The 17,723-nt window shown below is 27.9% G+C and carries 21 protein-coding genes; 7 read left to right on the top strand and 14 right to left on the bottom strand.

What is annotated here, in order from left to right; all coding sequences use genetic code 11:
• Positions 1 to 4: 4 nt before the first annotated feature.
• The 8 genes from B3R94_RS02340 to B3R94_RS02305 form a co-directional block, all read right to left on the bottom strand.
• Positions 5 to 1,213, bottom strand: coding sequence for an O-antigen ligase family protein (locus B3R94_RS02340; RefSeq protein ID WP_291098390.1), 1,209 nt, complete (start codon positions 1,211 to 1,213; stop codon positions 5 to 7).
• Positions 1,210 to 2,007: a glycosyltransferase gene (locus B3R94_RS02335; protein ID WP_291098388.1), complete on the bottom strand. Its 798-nt coding sequence runs from the start codon at positions 2,005 to 2,007 to the stop codon at positions 1,210 to 1,212. Before B3R94_RS02335 ends, B3R94_RS02340 begins: the two co-directional genes overlap by 4 nt.
• Positions 2,000 to 3,394, bottom strand: a complete 1,395-nt coding sequence (locus B3R94_RS02330; RefSeq protein ID WP_291098385.1) for an O-antigen ligase family protein — start codon at positions 3,392 to 3,394, stop codon at positions 2,000 to 2,002. The genes B3R94_RS02335 and B3R94_RS02330 overlap by 8 nt, the downstream gene beginning before the upstream one ends.
• Positions 3,384 to 4,484, bottom strand: a complete 1,101-nt coding sequence (locus B3R94_RS02325) for a glycosyltransferase family 2 protein (protein WP_291098382.1) — start codon at positions 4,482 to 4,484, stop codon at positions 3,384 to 3,386. The genes B3R94_RS02330 and B3R94_RS02325 overlap by 11 nt, the downstream gene beginning before the upstream one ends.
• Entirely contained in the window at positions 4,471 to 5,736 is a 1,266-nt protein-coding gene (locus B3R94_RS02320) for an oligosaccharide flippase family protein (protein WP_291098379.1), read from the bottom strand. Before B3R94_RS02320 ends, B3R94_RS02325 begins: the two co-directional genes overlap by 14 nt.
• A 31-nt stretch (positions 5,737 to 5,767) precedes the next feature.
• Positions 5,768 to 6,352 (bottom strand): hypothetical protein, encoded by a 585-nt coding sequence (locus B3R94_RS02315; protein WP_280050828.1) that lies wholly within the window; start codon positions 6,350 to 6,352, stop codon positions 5,768 to 5,770.
• An 8-nt stretch (positions 6,353 to 6,360) separates the two neighbouring features.
• Positions 6,361 to 7,257 (bottom strand): hypothetical protein, encoded by an 897-nt coding sequence (locus B3R94_RS02310; RefSeq protein WP_291098375.1) that lies wholly within the window; start codon positions 7,255 to 7,257, stop codon positions 6,361 to 6,363.
• A gap of 170 nt (positions 7,258 to 7,427) precedes the next feature.
• Entirely contained in the window at positions 7,428 to 7,616 is a 189-nt protein-coding gene (locus B3R94_RS02305) for a hypothetical protein (protein WP_219034107.1), read from the bottom strand.
• A gap of 93 nt (positions 7,617 to 7,709) precedes the next feature.
• Between B3R94_RS02305 and B3R94_RS02300 the strand changes: the two genes are divergently transcribed.
• Entirely contained in the window at positions 7,710 to 8,600 is an 891-nt protein-coding gene (locus B3R94_RS02300) for a DUF6427 family protein (RefSeq protein WP_291098372.1), read from the top strand.
• Here B3R94_RS02300 and B3R94_RS02295 read toward each other — a convergent pair.
• Both B3R94_RS02295 and queD read right to left on the bottom strand, forming a co-directional pair.
• On the bottom strand, positions 8,535 to 9,362 hold the full coding sequence (locus B3R94_RS02295; protein WP_291098369.1) for a UDP-2,3-diacylglucosamine diphosphatase: 828 nt from the start codon (positions 9,360 to 9,362) through the stop codon (positions 8,535 to 8,537). The genes B3R94_RS02300 and B3R94_RS02295 overlap by 66 nt on opposite strands.
• Complete coding sequence (gene queD / locus B3R94_RS02290; protein WP_291098366.1) at positions 9,338 to 9,790, bottom strand: 6-carboxytetrahydropterin synthase QueD; 453 nt, start codon at positions 9,788 to 9,790, stop codon at positions 9,338 to 9,340. Before queD ends, B3R94_RS02295 begins: the two co-directional genes overlap by 25 nt.
• A 34-nt stretch (positions 9,791 to 9,824) precedes the next feature.
• Here queD and B3R94_RS02285 point away from each other — a divergent pair, with 34 nt between their 5' ends.
• Positions 9,825 to 10,490: a ComF family protein gene (locus B3R94_RS02285; protein ID WP_221854032.1), complete on the top strand. Its 666-nt coding sequence runs from the start codon at positions 9,825 to 9,827 to the stop codon at positions 10,488 to 10,490.
• A 27-nt stretch (positions 10,491 to 10,517) separates the two neighbouring features.
• Positions 10,518 to 12,275 (top strand): Ig-like domain-containing protein, encoded by a 1,758-nt coding sequence (locus B3R94_RS02280; RefSeq protein WP_125349132.1) that lies wholly within the window; start codon positions 10,518 to 10,520, stop codon positions 12,273 to 12,275.
• Positions 12,276 to 12,293: 18 nt separating this feature from the next.
• Here B3R94_RS02280 and B3R94_RS02275 read toward each other — a convergent pair whose 3' ends face one another.
• From B3R94_RS02275 to radA, 4 genes are all read right to left on the bottom strand, one after another.
• Complete coding sequence (locus B3R94_RS02275; RefSeq protein ID WP_291098362.1) at positions 12,294 to 12,824, bottom strand: hypothetical protein; 531 nt, start codon at positions 12,822 to 12,824, stop codon at positions 12,294 to 12,296.
• Positions 12,825 to 12,829: 5 nt separating this feature from the next.
• Positions 12,830 to 13,240, bottom strand: a complete 411-nt coding sequence (locus B3R94_RS02270; protein WP_125349134.1) for a DUF2752 domain-containing protein — start codon at positions 13,238 to 13,240, stop codon at positions 12,830 to 12,832.
• A 4-nt stretch (positions 13,241 to 13,244) separates the two neighbouring features.
• On the bottom strand, positions 13,245 to 13,622 hold the full coding sequence (locus B3R94_RS02265; protein WP_125349135.1) for a CD225/dispanin family protein: 378 nt from the start codon (positions 13,620 to 13,622) through the stop codon (positions 13,245 to 13,247).
• A gap of 71 nt (positions 13,623 to 13,693) precedes the next feature.
• The gene (radA, locus tag B3R94_RS02260; protein ID WP_291098359.1) at positions 13,694 to 15,058 is read right to left on the bottom strand and encodes a DNA repair protein RadA; all 1,365 of its coding nucleotides are present in this window, start codon (positions 15,056 to 15,058) and stop codon (positions 13,694 to 13,696) included.
• A 198-nt stretch (positions 15,059 to 15,256) separates the two neighbouring features.
• On the opposite strand from radA, the gene B3R94_RS02255 reads away from it, so the two are divergent.
• From B3R94_RS02255 to B3R94_RS02240, 4 genes are all read left to right on the top strand, one after another.
• Positions 15,257 to 15,412, top strand: coding sequence for a hypothetical protein (locus B3R94_RS02255; RefSeq protein ID WP_185144126.1), 156 nt, complete (start codon positions 15,257 to 15,259; stop codon positions 15,410 to 15,412).
• Positions 15,413 to 15,520: 108 nt separating this feature from the next.
• On the top strand, positions 15,521 to 16,066 hold the full coding sequence (locus tag B3R94_RS02250; protein ID WP_291098354.1) for a hypothetical protein: 546 nt from the start codon (positions 15,521 to 15,523) through the stop codon (positions 16,064 to 16,066).
• Positions 16,059 to 16,847, top strand: a complete 789-nt coding sequence (locus tag B3R94_RS02245) for a hypothetical protein (protein WP_125349138.1) — start codon at positions 16,059 to 16,061, stop codon at positions 16,845 to 16,847. Before B3R94_RS02250 ends, B3R94_RS02245 begins: the two co-directional genes overlap by 8 nt.
• Positions 16,840 to 17,616, top strand: a complete 777-nt coding sequence (locus B3R94_RS02240) for a hypothetical protein (protein WP_291098351.1) — start codon at positions 16,840 to 16,842, stop codon at positions 17,614 to 17,616. Before B3R94_RS02245 ends, B3R94_RS02240 begins: the two co-directional genes overlap by 8 nt.
• The last annotated feature ends 107 nt before the right edge of the window (positions 17,617 to 17,723 follow it).

Raw genomic sequence — 17,723 nt, 5'->3', positions numbered from 1 at the left:
AAATTCAGGGGGATATCCAATCACTCACTATAAAGTTTTTATTATTTTTTAAAGCTATGAAGTAATATAAAATAAACAAATAACAACCTAATTGTCTATGGAATACATTTTCCACTGAGAAAAATAAAATAAATGAGATCACTATAGCGAAAGAAGTAAAGTCTCGTTTAGTTTTCCATAAAGAAATTAAACATATACTGATAAAAAAGAAAAAAGCAATAAATCCTCCAAATAAAAAATAATCAAAAAATTGAGAATGTGTATTAAATCGTTCTTCAATATAATAATCTCTTTTTTCTTTTTTATCAATTATTTGTTCATAGTTTAATACGAGATAATCTTCTATTAATTGATAGTTACCATATCCAAATATGGTATTAAAATCTTCATTTCTAGATATATTATTTACACTCTCCCAAATAACAAATCGAGGTTCGTGATCTATCATCAGCTCTAGATTATTATTATTTAATCTTTCTTGTATTTTAGGGCTATAAAATATAAAGCTACTTACAATAAATAATGGCAGAATACCAATTGTAAATTTTTTGTAAATATTTAAATCTAAATAAAATATAACATAAATAAAAGAAATAATAAAGAAACTAATGATTGACAATCGGGCTGCGATTAAAACAATAAATGCAAATAAAAATAAAAAAATAAGGCTGTATATATATTTATATTTTTTTTGATCTGATTTATTAAAAAGATCATAAGATAAAATAATATTCAATAATACATAAAATCCTAAATATGGTCTATGTATTTTAAGAATACTAGCTATTTCGGCATCATTTGCAAAAGGAAGAAAATGATTTTCAGTATAAAATATTATCGTCCTTATTAAACAAGTAAGTATAAAAATACAACTAGAAAAAACAGATATTTTTTTTAATTTTAGTAAAGGTAATTTTTTACTAGAGTACATCAATGTTGTTCCAATTAATAATATTGGAAGAAATTTCCATAATGTTTTATTAGCATTATAAGATCCTTGAAAAAAACCATCTATGGATAAATATAATAGAAATGTGAGAATAAGAATCAAGAATTTATCTACATAGAAATCATCTTTAAAATAAAAAAAACTTATAATAGTTAATACAGAGAAAATACCAAATGTAATATTGCTAATAGCAATAGTAAAAGGTAATATTAGTATAAATAATAAAAGAAAGAAATATCTAAATCTATTTATGGAATATTTCATTTATAAATAAAATTTTTTAATTTTTGGACTAATGAATATGGAGTATAATGTAAAATATAGCTTCTAATAAGTCCATATGTAGAAGTGATGCCTAATTTGTAATTCTTTTCAAGAATTTGTATTCTACTTTTAGTTTGTTTTTTTCTATTTGTTATACTAATTCCTTTTGTATTCAATTCTATTGTAACTAAGGACTCGTTGATATTAGCGCCTTTAAAATATTTCAAAATATTCGTAAATAAAGCGAAGTCTTCTGCCGCTTTATATTCTGTAGGGTATTTCCCAACTTGTTTAATAACTTCGGTCTTGAACATCACACTAGGATGTATAAACATACAATTTATTAGCATTCCTTTTCTAATATCTTTATCTGTCAATGGGACTTTGATTGTATATAAAAAATCACCATTTTCATTTACTGCATCTACATTACTTCCTATTAATGAAATACTTTTATTTTTTTCAAAAAAAAGTTCTTGTGTTTGAAATCTGTTATTTTTACATATATCTCCACAATCTAGTCTAGAGAGATAAATATAATCTTTTCCAAGAGCGTAATTTATTGCATCATTTAAAACAAATTCGATTCCTCTATTTACATTACAGTATTTAAATAATATTTCTCCTTTGAATGCTTTATTGCTCAAAACTTCAAATTCATTAATTTTGTTAATAGAACTACCGTCATCAATTACAATTACATCCAAGTTTTCGTCTTTTCCAATTGAAGAAATTGATTTAATCAATCCATCAGGATTATTATAATGAGGAATTATTAATAGATTTTTATTCATTTTTTTGATAAACTTTATGTTGCAAAAACATTAATACCACAAAATTTAACCACACTCCATAAAGTCTAAAAGTATCTATTTGTAACCAATTTATGTAAAGTCCGATTAGAGATATAGTAATTGAAATAGCTAAGACTTTTGTATAAAAATCAGTTGATTGTAAAAATTTATAACACAGAAATAAACTATAAAGCAATATTGACATCCAAGATAAAAAACCTACAATTCCTAATTCTGCTAATAATCTAGTGTAAATATTATATCCTGGAGGAAATGAAGGATCTTTTTTGTTATTGTAAAACTCTTTAAATTCCCAATTATTAATTGTAGACCATCTAGGGTAGTGAAATCTTGAATGATATACCTGTTGTCCAAAACCAACACCAAAAATTGGGTTTTCTTTGAACACTTGTATAGAAGCATACTGCATTCCAAATCTTGTTTTGTTAGAAACGTCTGTCTTTAAGTTTCCTACAAAATTTAAACTTTCAACTTTTTGGTTGATAGAATAAATTAATTTTTCTGCATTAAATGCTAATGAAGAAAAGATTATAATAAAAAAGCCGAAAAATAAAATATTAAGTTGTTTACGGTAAAAATTATTTTTGTAAAGATAAAAGATAAATAGTGTAAAGATAAAAAATATAACAAGAAGCCCTGTTCTTGAACCAGAAAAAAAGGTAAAACCTAAAACAGCGATTGAAGGGTATAATTTTTTGATAATATTATTTTCTGTTAATATATAACTAAACATCCAACCTGATATTGTAATTAGATATATTGCAAAAAATGGAGGTTCGTAAGCAAAAACTGAAATCCTTCCACCTTGATGATAATATGGTTTTATGAAAGGGATTATATTACCAAGTAGATCAGTAACATATCTAGCAGGATAGATACCAAAATAGGAATATAAAATTTCAAAAAAACCATAAAATGAAGCGAATAATAAAGAGAACAAAAATATTCTTCGTATAGTAAAAAAAATTTTTGTTATTGTCCAGTTTTGTATGACACGCCAAAAAAAAGGAATAAAAACAAAGAAAGGAATTGATAAAGAAATTATTTGTCTTATAAATCTAGAAACTCCAGTAGTTCGTTTAAAATAATTATTAGAAACAGAGTTGAAGTTTATAACTGTACAAATTATACATATTGAATAAAATATTAGAATTAAGAAATATAATTTATCATTAATAGGAAAGTTTATTTTTCCTGTTTTTATAATTTCTATCACAAGTAAAAAAAAACCTAAAAAGAAAAAAATAGCTCCGGATTCTTTTATATACTCTCCCATAAAAGGCATTACTTCTATATGGTTGAAAGAAAAAAAGAAAAGTCCTAAGAAAAATAAGTAATTAAATACATTTTTATAATTATTTTTCATCTAAAATCAATTCAATATTTTTATTTGTTCCATTTAAATTTCTTAAAAATTCTGAAACTGATTGTGTATAAAATTTGTAAATAGAAAAACATATTATTCTTAATTTAATATAATTTTGTTTCAAAATTATATTAATTAAGATTCGATTATATTTACCTGCTTTTAATAACGGATCATGTTTATATGTTTTCATAGCATTAATCAAAATAGGATTGGAAACGATAGATTTTACATAGGAATAATTTGTATTGAAATTTGCATTATCCTTGGAGCATATAAATGTTAAGTATATTGCCCTATTGATTAATCGAACACTTTTAAAACGTTCTTCTTCCTCCTTATTAATTTCTAAATTATAAGTAGATTTATAGTCAAAATTATATTTTTCTATCGCTTTTGTGAATAAATCTCTTTCAATAAATCTTCTCGATTCACTTGTAGAAACTTCACGATAATAGTAACCATAATAATCAATAAACATTATTCTTTTCGAATTATTAAAAGCTTGTAAATTAAACATACAATCTTCTTCTATTTCTCTATTTGACGGAAATTGAATGTTATATTGAGTGATTAACTCTCTTTTGTATAGTTTGTTCCATACAGCAAAAAGAGATTCTTCAGTTAATAAATTTTTTATAAAATTTTTGTGTGAAAATTCTTGATTATAAATTTTATTTGTTTCAAAAATAGGAGCTTTAATAATTTTTTTTCCATCTCGACCTTCAATAGTTCTTGATACAACAATATCAAGTTGATATTTAGAGGCTTTAGAATATAATTTTTCAATAAAATTATCTTTATAATAATCATCATTATCTAGAAAGCCAATATATTCTCCTTTTGCTATTTGTAATCCTTTATTTCTAGCAACACTAATTCCTTGATTTTCTTGTTCTATAATTTTAATTCTTTCATCTTTTTTTTGATAATCATTTAAGATTTCTTGAACATTATCAGGTGAGCCGTCATTTACAAAAATAAATTCGGTTGATTTAAAACTCTGATTAATTAATGATGTCACACATTCATGAATTAAATTTCCTGGTTTATAAACAGGTATAATAATACTAACTTTAACTTTTTCCATATACAATTTTTTGAGCATAAAAAAACATGAGAATTGCTAAAACTCCTTGTCCTATAACAACAGCGATTGCTGTTCCTATTATGCTATATTTATAGGATAAAATACAACTTAAAATGAGACAGAATAATGAACTAAATAAAAATATATTGAAAAATATTTTATCTTTTTTTAAGTTTAATAGAATTTGTTTACCATACATACTGTCTATGAATGAAAAAATTGGTATCAATAATAAAATTTGAAAGACTGTAGTAGCTCCAGTCATATCATTGCTAAAAATTAAAATAATTATTTTCTCACCAAAATATCCTATAATTATAGAAGAAGAAATTAATATACAAAGTCCAAATAAAGTTATTTTATTAATTTGTTTCAATCCCTTTTTTGGATTTTTATTAACCTCTATTGAAAGATGTGGATACAAAGCATTTGATAAAGGTATTTGTATATTTCTTATTGAGCGCGTTAATTTATCAGCAGAAGTAAAGTATGCAACGTTTGTTAAAGATGAAAAAAAGCCTAATATTATAACATTTGTATTTGTAAACAATGTAGCTTGTAATTCAGATAAAAAAAAATATTTACCCTCATTTAATTCTCTAAATATTTTTATTGGGGATAATAATCTGAATTGATATGAATTGTTCAATAGTAGTAAAGAAAATGTTATCAAAGCAATTAAAATTTGGCTAATACTCAAAATCAAAGGTGCTAACCAAAAATCATTTTCATTTTTAATTAGAAAATAAATAATAATCAAAGAAGATATTTTAACAATTATGTTTGTGAACATATAGCTTTTCATGTTCTGAATACCTTGATAATACCAAGAAGGTGAAAATGTATAACCAATTATGACTCCAAAGTATAAAAAATAAATTATCCAATTTTCTTTGAAACTAGGAATTAAAAAAACAATGAGTGAAAATATAATAAAACTGAAAACGAGTAAATATATTTTAGCAGATATAACTCTATTTATTATCACATTTACTTTAGCATTACTATGTATATTAAGTGATATTTGTCTTGTAGCAGAATTGTTAAACCCATAATCAATTAATATTTGAAAATAGACGACAAATGCAATAATATAATTTAATAATCCAAATTTTTCAACACCAACTACATCAATCAAAATCCTAAAAATTATCAAAGGAACAAACATTTCTACTATTTGGATGATAAAAAGGAATAAAAAATTATATACTAATTTTTCATATTGTTTATATTTTTGAATAATTTTTAGCACTTTGAAAAGCTGTAATCAATTGTTTTTTTAATTAAAAAGTAGTATTTAACACTCTTTGTAACTCAAGAATGAAATCATGTGTTGTAGTTAAATAAGGATCGTAGTTTTCTCCTTTAGTATTTAAAGTTAATGAATGGTTTTTTTCATTATAAGTGATAAATTCATTTGTTTTAAAGTACTTTGTTAACTCATCGCCAAACACATAGAATTCTCTATTTTCATCAGAAATTTTAATGAAATTTATTTTAATTTCTTTTTGTAATTTATCTCCACTTATATCAATACGTAAATCATTAGGAATTGCGTTTTCAGGAAATTTAAACTCTATAGTTTGATGTCCTTTTATATCTGAAGATCCTCCATATATAGTTTTTTCATCTGTAAACCATCCAATACTTTTATCTTTCCAAAACAGAACTAATTCATCATTTTTGCTAAAATCTGCATTAATAGTTAGTACTAATCCTTTTTTAGAAATTAATGATTGATCATTAGAAGAGTCTTTTTCTGTTGATGTACTAGAAGTTTGTACTTCTTTTGTTCTCGGTTTTTTATCATTCCCGCAACTTTGGAAAATAATAAAGGAACAGAATAATAATAAAGTTAAATTTTTCATGAATAAAATTATTTTTGTTTAGTAAATATTAATCTAATGAATAAAAATATACCTATAAATAGAATTGGTAAAATTATCTTCAATAAATTTCCCTTTGTTTCTGCTTGTACATTGAGAGATTCACTGATTTTCTTTATGATATTTGTAGACAACAATTCGTTTAATTTAATATATTCGTTTTCTTTTATAAGTTCTCTTTTTGTTATTAATAAATCATTAAGTTGATTATTATCATTGACATAAACCAAATTTTTACTTGCTTCTGATTTTGTTGAGTTTTCAACTTTTGAAAAAACAGCATCTATTTGTTTAATAGTACCATCATTTATTCCTAAACGTTGTTTTTCATTTTCTATTCTTATTAAACGAACTTGATTATAATATTCATTTTTATTAAGAAATTTTAATAATTTATCAATATTTGATGTTTGTATGGATGATTTTTTTGTCGTTAGAATAATTTGATGTGTTTTATAATTTTTACTTGTTTTTTCGTCATCAGCTACTTTATTAATATCGCCATCTTCAGCAAAAAGTTTAAGTAAATCAAAATTACTTTCGCTTTCGCCAGCAAACTGGTAGATATTAGTAATAGGTTTGACTTCTATTTTGTTGATATTATGGGTGATACCAATTTTATTAAGAAAGACAGTATCTTTATCAGAAATTTTAGAATTGATTAATTCAATCTCATTGTATAAATAATCTACACTACCATAATTTGGAGTTACAATTACTTTACTTTCATAGGTTTTTAATATTGGGTTTATAAAATAAGCAACTATTAAACCTAAAGCAGCTAATAAGATAATAAATAGAAGGTTTTTTTGTAAAAAAGTTCTAAATTTTTGTAGAAAATTTTTAAATAAAGCTCCAATTTCAATTTCTGAAGATTGTGAATTCATGAGTTAGTTTTATAAAAAGAATTTAGATTTTACATCTTTTTTTAGATGACAACGAAAATATTGATTTTTTATTTCATTTTTACAATAATAATTATAAAAAAACCTCTTATAAACTTATAAGAGGTTTTTCGAATTACTTCGAAAATATATTTTATACAATATAAGATAAATTATCTTTCGTATCTTTTTTCATTTTCGGTTCCAAAGCTAGCGATTTTATATAACCACCATCCCATCAATGCGCATCCGATGAATGTAAATAACCATCCAAAGATAACACCAACTGGAGATAATAAGTTTTCAAAAGTCCATTTGAAAATATCACCAATCGCAAAAAATAAATCAGTTATAACTCCCATATTCTAGTTTATTGCTTAATTTGCATCAAAGTTAATAAAATGTTGGTTAATCTACTTGACAAAAGGAATTTTTTTATACAGATTTTTATCATTGTGCTGTTTACGTTACTTGGAGTTACTAATTTTAACAGTATTGATCTGAGTAATTTAGAAAAATTAGGCATAGTCCTGACGATTTTGACGATTGCTTTTGTGGGGTATATCGACAATACGAATGATTTAATTTCGACTTCATCCTATCCAACTTTTGTCTATATTTTATGGATCATGCCTTTTATTGCAGGTTTATCCGATTATCGAATTGCAGGAAGTTTGTTGCTTGTGACTTATGTAACAGTGCAATTACTCTATTTTGAGTCCGAAAAAAACGATACGTACAATGCATTTGATATAGGCGTTTTTATGAGTTTTGCAATTTTATTAAGTCCACCACTTATTTTCTTAGGAATTGTAGTTTTTACTTATTTCTTGACTTTAAGAGTGGTAGAACCAAAAATTCCTATCCTTGGTTTTCTAGGATTTATTCTTCCTATATTAATCGTTGCTCAAGTAAGTTTTCTGCTTGATTATTACTTTATGTTCGATTTTTATAAAGAACAATTGATGTTAACAATAGTGCATTTCGAATGGAAACAATTGTTTTTAGTTCCAATTGCAATTATTCTAACTTATTCAATTATTAATCATTTCAAGAATGTGAATAAATTGACAGCACAAAAGAAACGAATCTTTTTGTTGATGCATTTTATGTTTGGAACAATGCTGATTACGTATATTCTCTACGGAGGGAATAATGATGCTTATCTTGCCTTTTTAGGTTTTAGCATTATGTTGATGTTAACAAGATATTTTAGCGAAAGCAAACCCAAAATAGAATGGCTAAAAGAGGCATTTCTTTGGGTTTTTATGATTTGCTTGCTAATCTATAATTTTTATGATAGAATCCCTCGATTCTTCTCCTTGATTACGGAGGTAAGTTTTTAATTCGAATTCTTTTCCATCAAAAATACCATAAGTAAAGTAGTTAATCCAATCACCAAGATTGATATGACGCGCTTTGCCTATCGCAATTTCCATTGGTAAATGTCGATGTCCATAAATTAGATAATCGTAGTATTTTCGATGCAATTGCTTGCGGCTATACATGATTAACCATTCGTTGTCAACGCCTAAGAAATTAACATCTTCGTCTCCTGAAATCATTTTATTTTTTCGCGAAGCTGTAATTCCCAACCACATTGCCAAATCGGGATGAAGTAGATAAAAAAGGAATTGACAAACTTTGTTTGTAAAAACCTTTTTCATGCGTTTGTAGCCTTTATCACCAGGTCCTTTTCCATCTCCATGTACAATAAAAAATTCTTTTCCATTGATGATAAAATCCTGCTTATCTCGAAAAACAATTGCGTTTATTTGTTCTTCCAAATAATCTTTCATCCATAAATCATGGTTTCCAACAAAGAAATAAATTGGAATTCCACGATCAGAAATTTCGGCTAATTTTCCTAAAACACGCACAAATCCTTTTGGAACAACATGTTTATATTCGAACCAAAAATCGAATAAATCGCCAATCAAAAACAAAACACCACAATCGTCTTTTATTTCGTCAAGCCATTTTACAAACAATTTTTCGCGCACCAAACTATCTTTTTCATTCGGAGCACCAAAATGATGATCCGAAGAAAAATAGGCTTTTTTACCAGGTTCTAACTGAATGTTTATTGGTTGTCCTCCGCTAACCATTCTGCATAAGAATTTTCAGTTTCGTGTAATTTCAAAGCAACCAAATCGATATTCGTTGGTAAAAGAGGTTTGATTTTATCCACAATCCATAAAATCATGTTTTCTGCAGATGGTTGATAATCAGTGAAAACAACATTATGTCCTTCTGTTAATAATTTCTCTCCCAATGTTTTGTGAGGCGAATTTTCGTTCAATAAAATTGCGTGATCAAAAAGATTAACAATTTCTTTGTTCACAATTTTTTTCAAATCCCCAAAATCCATCACCATTCCAAGTTTCACATCGGTTGTGTCTTCAGAAGGTGTTCCTTTCACAGTTACAAATAATTTGTACGAATGCCCATGTATATTTTTACACTTTCCGTCATAACCATGCAATGCATGTGCAGTTTCGAACGTAAAAGCTTTTGTAAGTCGAATGATTTTCATTAAATTTAGTACTAAACTTTAATTTGCAAAGGTAATGGAAATCAAAACAATCGTAAATTCTTTGGTTGATTTATTTTTTCCGATGCGTTGTTTGGATTGCCAAGACGTCATTCAAGCTTCGCAATTTCTGTGTGTTTCGTGTTCAACAAAACTCGTTTTCACACATTTTAATTTCGATCAAAATAATCGAGCTTATGATAAATTGAGAAATTTTTGCGAAGTTGAAAACGCTTTTTCTTTGTTAGAATTTAAACATCATAACACCACGCAAGCTATTTTACATGAAATGAAATATAGAAATCGCCCAGAAATTGGAATTGATTTAGCGCAGATGATTAAGTTTGATTTGAGTCATTATGACGGAATTATTCCGATTCCATTGCATTCAAAACGATTGAAAACAAGAGGCTACAATCAAGTAGAAAATTTTGCACGAACGTTGGCAGAAATCAACCAGATAAATTATTTTTCGGATGGATTAATCCGAACTAAATACAATTCATCTCAAGTAAATGAAGACAAAAAACACCGATTGGATAACTTGAAAGATGCGTTTGAAATCAATCCAAATCTTAAACCTGGACATTATATTTTGATTGATGATGTCTTAACAACTGGTGCAACAATTGCATCGGCAATAAAAAAGTTTAATCTTTCAGAAAATTTTAAGATAAGTGTAATTACCATTGCTTGTGCTTAATAACAAGCTTTTTCTTAACTTGCGCCCATGAATAAGACGACACGTTTTTCGCTTTTGATGTTAACCATTTTGACGGTTATTTCTTGTGCAAGACAAGGTTCACCAACGGGAGGACCTAAAGATGAAACTCCGCCAGTTTTCCTAAAAGCTGATCCAGATACATTGGCTACGAATGTAGATCTTAATTTGCAAGAGGCTACAATCAACTTTGATGAGTACATTCTTCTGAAAGAATACAGCAAAAATGTGGTTGTTTCGCCATCGTTTCAGATTCCCCCAATTGTGACGCCGCAAGCTTTAGCGAAGAAATATATTTCGATTAAATTTCAAGAACCCTTGTTACCAAATACGACGTATAGTTTCAATTTTGGAGATGCGATTCAAGATTTTAACGAAAATAATAAGTTATCAAACTTTCAATATGTTTTTTCGACAGGTAGTTTTATCGATTCGTTGAAGGTAACAGGTCGTGTAAATTCGTCTTATGATTTCAAATTACCAGAAAAGATATTGGTCGGGCTATATAAAGTAGATAGTACATACAAAGACAGTATCATTCTGCAAAAGAAACCATATTACATTGCGAGAGCCAATGATAAAGGAGAATATCAATTAAATTATTTGGCTTCGGGTAAGTATAAATTAATTGCTTTTGAGGATAAGGTAGAAAATGTGATGTACGATTATGGAAAAGAGCGTTTGGCTTTTCATAACGAACCAATTGAGCTGAATGCGAATCAACAAATCAACTTGAATTTATTCAATCAAAAACCAGATTATCGTAAACCTGAAGCGAGTTTTAAACAAGAAGGTTTAATTGTTTTTAAAACGACAGGAGCAACGGATGATGTTACGATAACGCCGGTTGGGAAAGAATTCAAAACGGCTTATATTCAGAAGTTTCCAAGACAAGATTCGATTAATTTTTGGTTCAATCCAAAAGTGGATACAATTGTAGGAAGAAGTGCAAAATTGAACTTCAAGGTTCAACATAAAGATCAAATTGATGAAGTAAGTGCATTATACTCAAAATCGAATACTGAACGAAAATTAGAATTTAAAGCAATAAATGATCAAAAATTAGCACCAAATAAACCGTTTAAAATTCAGGCAAATGCACCAATAAAATCATTGGATTTATCTAAAATTTATGTGTTTAAGGATACGGTTTCCATACCATTCAAAGTTTCGATCGATACAGTGAATGCTCAGAATTTGAATTTTGCTTTTGAGAAAAATTTAGATGAAAAATTTGAAGTTAATATCTATCCAAATGCGTTGACAGACGTGTTAGGAGAGAAGAATGATACACTTGCTTATCCTATAAAAATGGGAACGCGTGGAGATTTTGGACATTTAAAATTAACGCTTCAAAATACACCATCAAAACCATTTATTTTACAGTTTTTAAAGACTGATAAAGATTTTACAGTAATTGAAGAAATTTATAATCCAGCAAATAAAAACTATTTTGAGTTCAATTTTATTGAGCCAGGAGAATATTTGTTCCGTTTATTGGTTGATGAAAACGAAAATGGAAAATGGGATACTGGCGATTATTTATCAGGTAAACAGCCCGAACCAATTTATTTGTATCCAGAGCCAATTAAAATTAGAGCGATGTGGGATGCGACCGAAACTTGGGTTTTAGGAGAGGCAAATCAACCAGTTTCTTTACCAAATGATGACAAAGATTCGGACAAAAATAGAATACGTCGAGGAGAATTGAAAGAAGGCGAGGAGCGTCAAAATCCACGAACAGCAAATAAGAAATCAGAGGAATAGTTCTCTGATTTTTTTAATTTAGACAATTCGCAAATTTCTCGTAATACTTGCGTATGGTTGTATGTCATAAACTGGACAACCTATTCTGTCCAAAATAATACTTCCTACAATTAAATAAACTTGATATTGAGTTTTAGGTGTATTGTTATCAAAAAGATGTTTACAATTTGTAATTAAAATTGCATTGATAAACTCTTCAACAGTAAGTTCTTCCCATTTAATAAAATGATAATCTAAGAAAATATATTTTAAAATATTAGAATAATTTTTAATTTTTAGATTTAAAAAATTGCTTAAATCTTGAAAGTTATTTATTTGTAAGTAATTTGATATTTTATCTGCTAGTTGAATATGATTTCCAAAATAATCCTGAAATAAAGCATAAAGTGAATTAAATTCTTCTTTGTTTTCGGAAGTAATATCAATCATTTGACAAATTAGGTTTGAAATTTCCCCAACTCGACTTATTTGCTGAATATCTTCATTTTTAAAACGAATATTGAAATGATTTTCAAATTCCATGATTAATTCAACAGTATCTAATCCCATATTTTCTAACTTTCTGGTGCTAAATATATAAAAGGTGAAAGAGGAATGTTTCTCAAAATAGAATAAACCAAAAGGAAGATTAAGAAATTTCTAGCAAAACTTTCGGGAAGATGTAATTTGCCTGACATTGGTTTGCCTAAAAAAATATTTTCAATAATAGCATAATACAATTGTACACAAATGTAAAGTGCAAAAGGCAAAATAAGATTGTATCGTAACGATTGTAAAAAATGTCCGTGAACAAGTAAGGAAAAAGCACGTTGACCGCCACAGCCAGGACACCATAAACCTGTTATTTCATGAAACATACATTTGATAGAAAACGGACTTTGGTTGCTGTAATAACTATAAAAATAGACAATTACCAAAATGGGTAAAAGTGTTGATAGTCCATAAACCAAAATCCGTTTTATCATATGATTAATTTCCGTTAGAGCTTTCTAAAATACTTTTATATTGCTCCATATAAGCATCCATACCTCCTGTAATTAATATCACAACATTTATAATAACACCAATTACACCTAAGCCAATTGCAACGTAAGCTAATATTTTAGAATTTTTAGCTGCTTGTTCAGCTCCTGTAGAATCACCAATATTGTGTTTTGTATTCACTTGATTTGCAAAAACAATCGCGATAATACCCACAATAGTACCGATACAACAAGGAGAACAAAGACCTAAAATAGTTCCGATGATTGCTAAAACAAGGTTGTTTTCTGGTTTTGGTTTAATTTCTTCAAAAGAAGATTGTTGTGGTTGATTAAAATCTTGATTAGATTGGCTAGAATAATCCATAATAATGTTTTTTTAGTTTCGAATAAAAATAGAAAAAATGTTTAAATAAATTTAATAAAATATTTAATATTCTATTGAAATAACATTCGATATAAATCTTCTACTTTTGATATTCTGACGATTCTAATTCCAAAATCTGTATCTTTTATTTTATTGTATTTTGAAACAAAAATTGCATCAAAACCTAGTTTTTCAGCTTCTGTAATGCGTTGTTCAACACGATTCACAGCTCTTATTTCTCCGCTCAAACCGACTTCTCCTGCAAAACAACAATTGTCTGGAACAGCAGAATCTTCGCTTGATGAAAGAATTGCTGCAATAACAGCTAAATCAATCGCAGGATCATCTACTCGAATTCCGCCTGTAATATTTAAGAAAACATCTTTCATATTCAATCGGAAACCTGCTCGCTTTTCCAAAACAGCCAACAACATATTCAATCGTTTGGCATCAAAACCAGTAGCAGTACGTTGTGGAGTTCCATAAACTGCCGTAGAAACTAAAGCTTGAATTTCAATCAACATCGGGCGAACACCTTCCAAAGTTGCTACAATTGCATTTCCGCTTAGTAATTCATCTTTTTTGGTAATTAATACTTCTGACGGATTTGTGACTTCACGCAAACCCGCTCCTTGCATTTCATAAATTCCGATTTCTGCAGTCGAGCCAAAACGGTTTTTGTTTGCACGTAAAATTCGGTAAATATGGTTGCGATCGCCTTCAAATTGCAACACAACATCTACCATATGTTCCAAAATTTTTGGTCCAGCAATTACACCTTCTTTCGTAATATGACCAATTAAAATAATCGGTGTGTTGGTTTCTTTTGCGTATTGAATCAGCTCAAAAGTTGTTTCTCGAATTTGCGAAATACTTCCTGGAGATGATTCTACATAAGTGGTTTGAAGCGTTTGTACAGAATCGACAACAATCAGTTGAGGTTGAATTTCTTTGGCATGCGCAAATATTTTTTGCGTATTAGTTTCGGGTAAAATAAAACATTGATCCGATTCAATTCCAATTCGTTCAGCACGAAGTTTTACTTGCGAAACAGATTCTTCTCCAGATACATACAAGATTTTAATCGTATCTAACTTTAAGGCAACTTGCAACATCAATGTCGATTTTCCAACACCAGGTTCTCCACCAACCAAAATCACTGATCCAGGAACAATTCCGCCTCCTAAAACCCTATCTAATTCTTGGTTTTTCGTTGAAATTCTTATTTCTCCTAATGGATTTATTTCGCGAATATTCAGGGCAAACGTTTTCTCTTTTTTGTCCGATTTATCTTTCCACGATTTTTTTTCGTCGCCTTTGTCTACAATTTCTTCAACAATGGTATTCCATTCGCCACAACTTTTGCATTGTCCCATCCATTGCGCGGTTTGCGTGCCACAGTTTTGGCAGAAATATGTAGTTTTTGTTTTAGCCATAGCTTCAAATTTAGACAAAAATAATGTTTTATCGCGACAAGATATGGAGTTATAAGTGTGAAAAATTTTAATACAATAATCAAAAAACGTTAACAATAATTTACTTTTTTAACAAATTATCAACTTTAGATAAAGTTGAGTTAAATATTGATTTTCAATTATTTTCTCGATTATTTTTAATCATATTTTAAAATGCCAATGAAAAGAACTTTATTTCTTAGCTTTTTTTATATTTTTTGTATTTCTGTCAATGCACAATCGACTTTAATTTCGGGGAAAATTATGGTAGATAATGCGGATGAAATCGTTAATCTTGATGATTTTGTAATCGAAAATTTAACGTCAAATGCATGAACAAAATCAAATGAAAAAGGTCTTTTTTCGATTCGAGTTCAGCCAAACGATGTTTTACTTTTTAAACAAATTGGAATTGAAGAACGTCAGCTTAAGATTTCTGAATCAATGATTAGAAAAGGTTTTATAGACGTTCATCTAAATGTTGAAGTGATAGAATTATCCGAAACGAAAATAAAACCGCTTAAAAAGAATTGGAAAGAAAATATTAGCAAAGAAGAAACGCAAAGCGAAAAAATCAATAAAAGTTTAGGTATTAATGAAGAATTTAAAAATGATATGGTGAAAGCCTATTTTGCTTCGGAATATCTTCGAAAATTAAGAGTTCCCATTCGTTATGAAAATGTGATGGGTTTGATAGAGCAATATTCGGACAAAGAAGTGCAGACGTATAAACATTTTCTGAAAAAGAAAAACCTTGATAAATACGATAAAATCATTCAGCTCAAAGATTATTTCACCGAATATTATTTTGCACATGATTTGAAAATTCCGAAAGGAAATATTCTTGATTTTATTCATTATTGCTTTGTTGAGTTTAAGTTAGAACCACTTTTTAAAGCAAATAATTATGATAAAATCACTTTAATTTTCGAAGAACAAGCACCAAATTATCTTTCTACTATCAACCAAAAAACAATCGAACATGAGTAAAATTTTATTCTTTTTATTCATCATTTCATCAACTTATCTTCAAGCACAAAGCACTTTAATCACAGGAAAAATTATTGTGGATGATGCAGAAGAGGTTATTGATTTGGAAGGAACTTCGATTGAAAATTTAACGACAAAAGCCAAAACAAAAACGAATAATGTTGGCTTATTTTCGATCAATGTGAACTTGAATGATGAATTGATAATCAAACATACGGGAATTGAAGAAAGAAGATTGAAAGTTTCGGAAACTATGATTACAAAAGGTTTTGTGACGATTCATGTAAATATTGAAGTGATTGAATTGAAAGAAGCGAATATCTCGAAATTAGATAAAAATTCGCTCAAAAATTTGGGAAAAGAAAAATCATTTCAAGAAAAATTGAATGATGAAGCGGGTTTTACTTCTCTAGAATTTAAAGCGGAACTTAATCTTAAACATGATGAGGAAAGAGTGAATAGAACAATAAAACAAGTTGGTGGAGTTAATTTACTTGGGTTGTTAAATGTGTTTAAAAGTCCGAAAAAGCGAATGAAAAATCCAGTTCCGATAAAAGTTGTGAAAGAAGATCAATTGTCGGCGTTGCATAAATTTTTTACGACATATTATTTTGTGAATGATTTGAAAATTCCAGAAGGAAAAATAAACGAGTTTTTAGATTATTGTTATTCAAATTTTGATTTTCCGAAATTGTTGCGAGATAATAATTTTGATGAAATTCTTTTTATAATTGAAGAACAAGCGCCGGTTTATTTGTCAAAAATCAAAAAGAATGAATAAAATTTTACACGTTATAATTTTCGGTTTGATGAGCACTTTTTCTTTTGCGCAAACAACCTTGATTACTGGAAAAGTAGTGATTGATGATGGTGTTGCTGGGCAAGATGCGGTAGACAATATTTTGGTGACAAACGAATCGACGAATGCGAAAACGTTTACAAATGCGAGCGGAATGTTTTCAATTAAAGCTTCTGTGGGAGATGAATTGGTGATTACACATGATTTTTATATCGAACGAAAAATCAAAATTACATCGGATATTTTAGTAAAAGGAATGCTGACGATTCATTTGAATATTGAAACGATTGAACTTGCTGAAGCGCGAATTAATACGTTGGACAGAAATTTTAAGAATAACATCAAGTTAGAACACGGAAAAGTAGATGAATTGTATGATAATTTGAACTTGGGTTTTAATCCAAATTTGCGTTTCCGAAAGATAAATCCTAACATGACTTCTACAATTAATAATAATGGATTGTTGGATCCGTCGAATTGGATAGCAACTATTTCTGGACAAAAGAAAAAAGATAAAAAACAAAACGAATATTTCAAAAAGGTAGATAAAATCAAGGATTTAGAGAATTATTTCACCTCAAATTATTTCATCGAAACATTGAATATTCCCGAAAATAAAGTCACTGATTATGTGCGTTATTGCTATGCGAATTTTGAATTAGAGAAACTCGTAAAAGAAAATAAATACGATAAGATTACAGAAATTTTAGAAGAACAAGCGCCTAAATATTTGGAAATGATAAAGAAATAAAATGTATATTTAATGAAACTTATTAGCTATGGAATTACTTTTTGTATTGTTTGTCAATCTTATTTTCTTTTTTGTTATGAAAATAAGTTATAAAATAAATCCTTGGG

Source organism: Empedobacter sp. UBA7611 (genome assembly GCF_002484365.1).
Lineage (GTDB): Bacteria > Bacteroidota > Bacteroidia > Flavobacteriales > Weeksellaceae > Empedobacter > Empedobacter falsenii_B.
The sequence above is the reverse complement of the archived record's forward strand: the minus strand, read 5'-3'. Positions and strand labels throughout refer to the sequence as shown.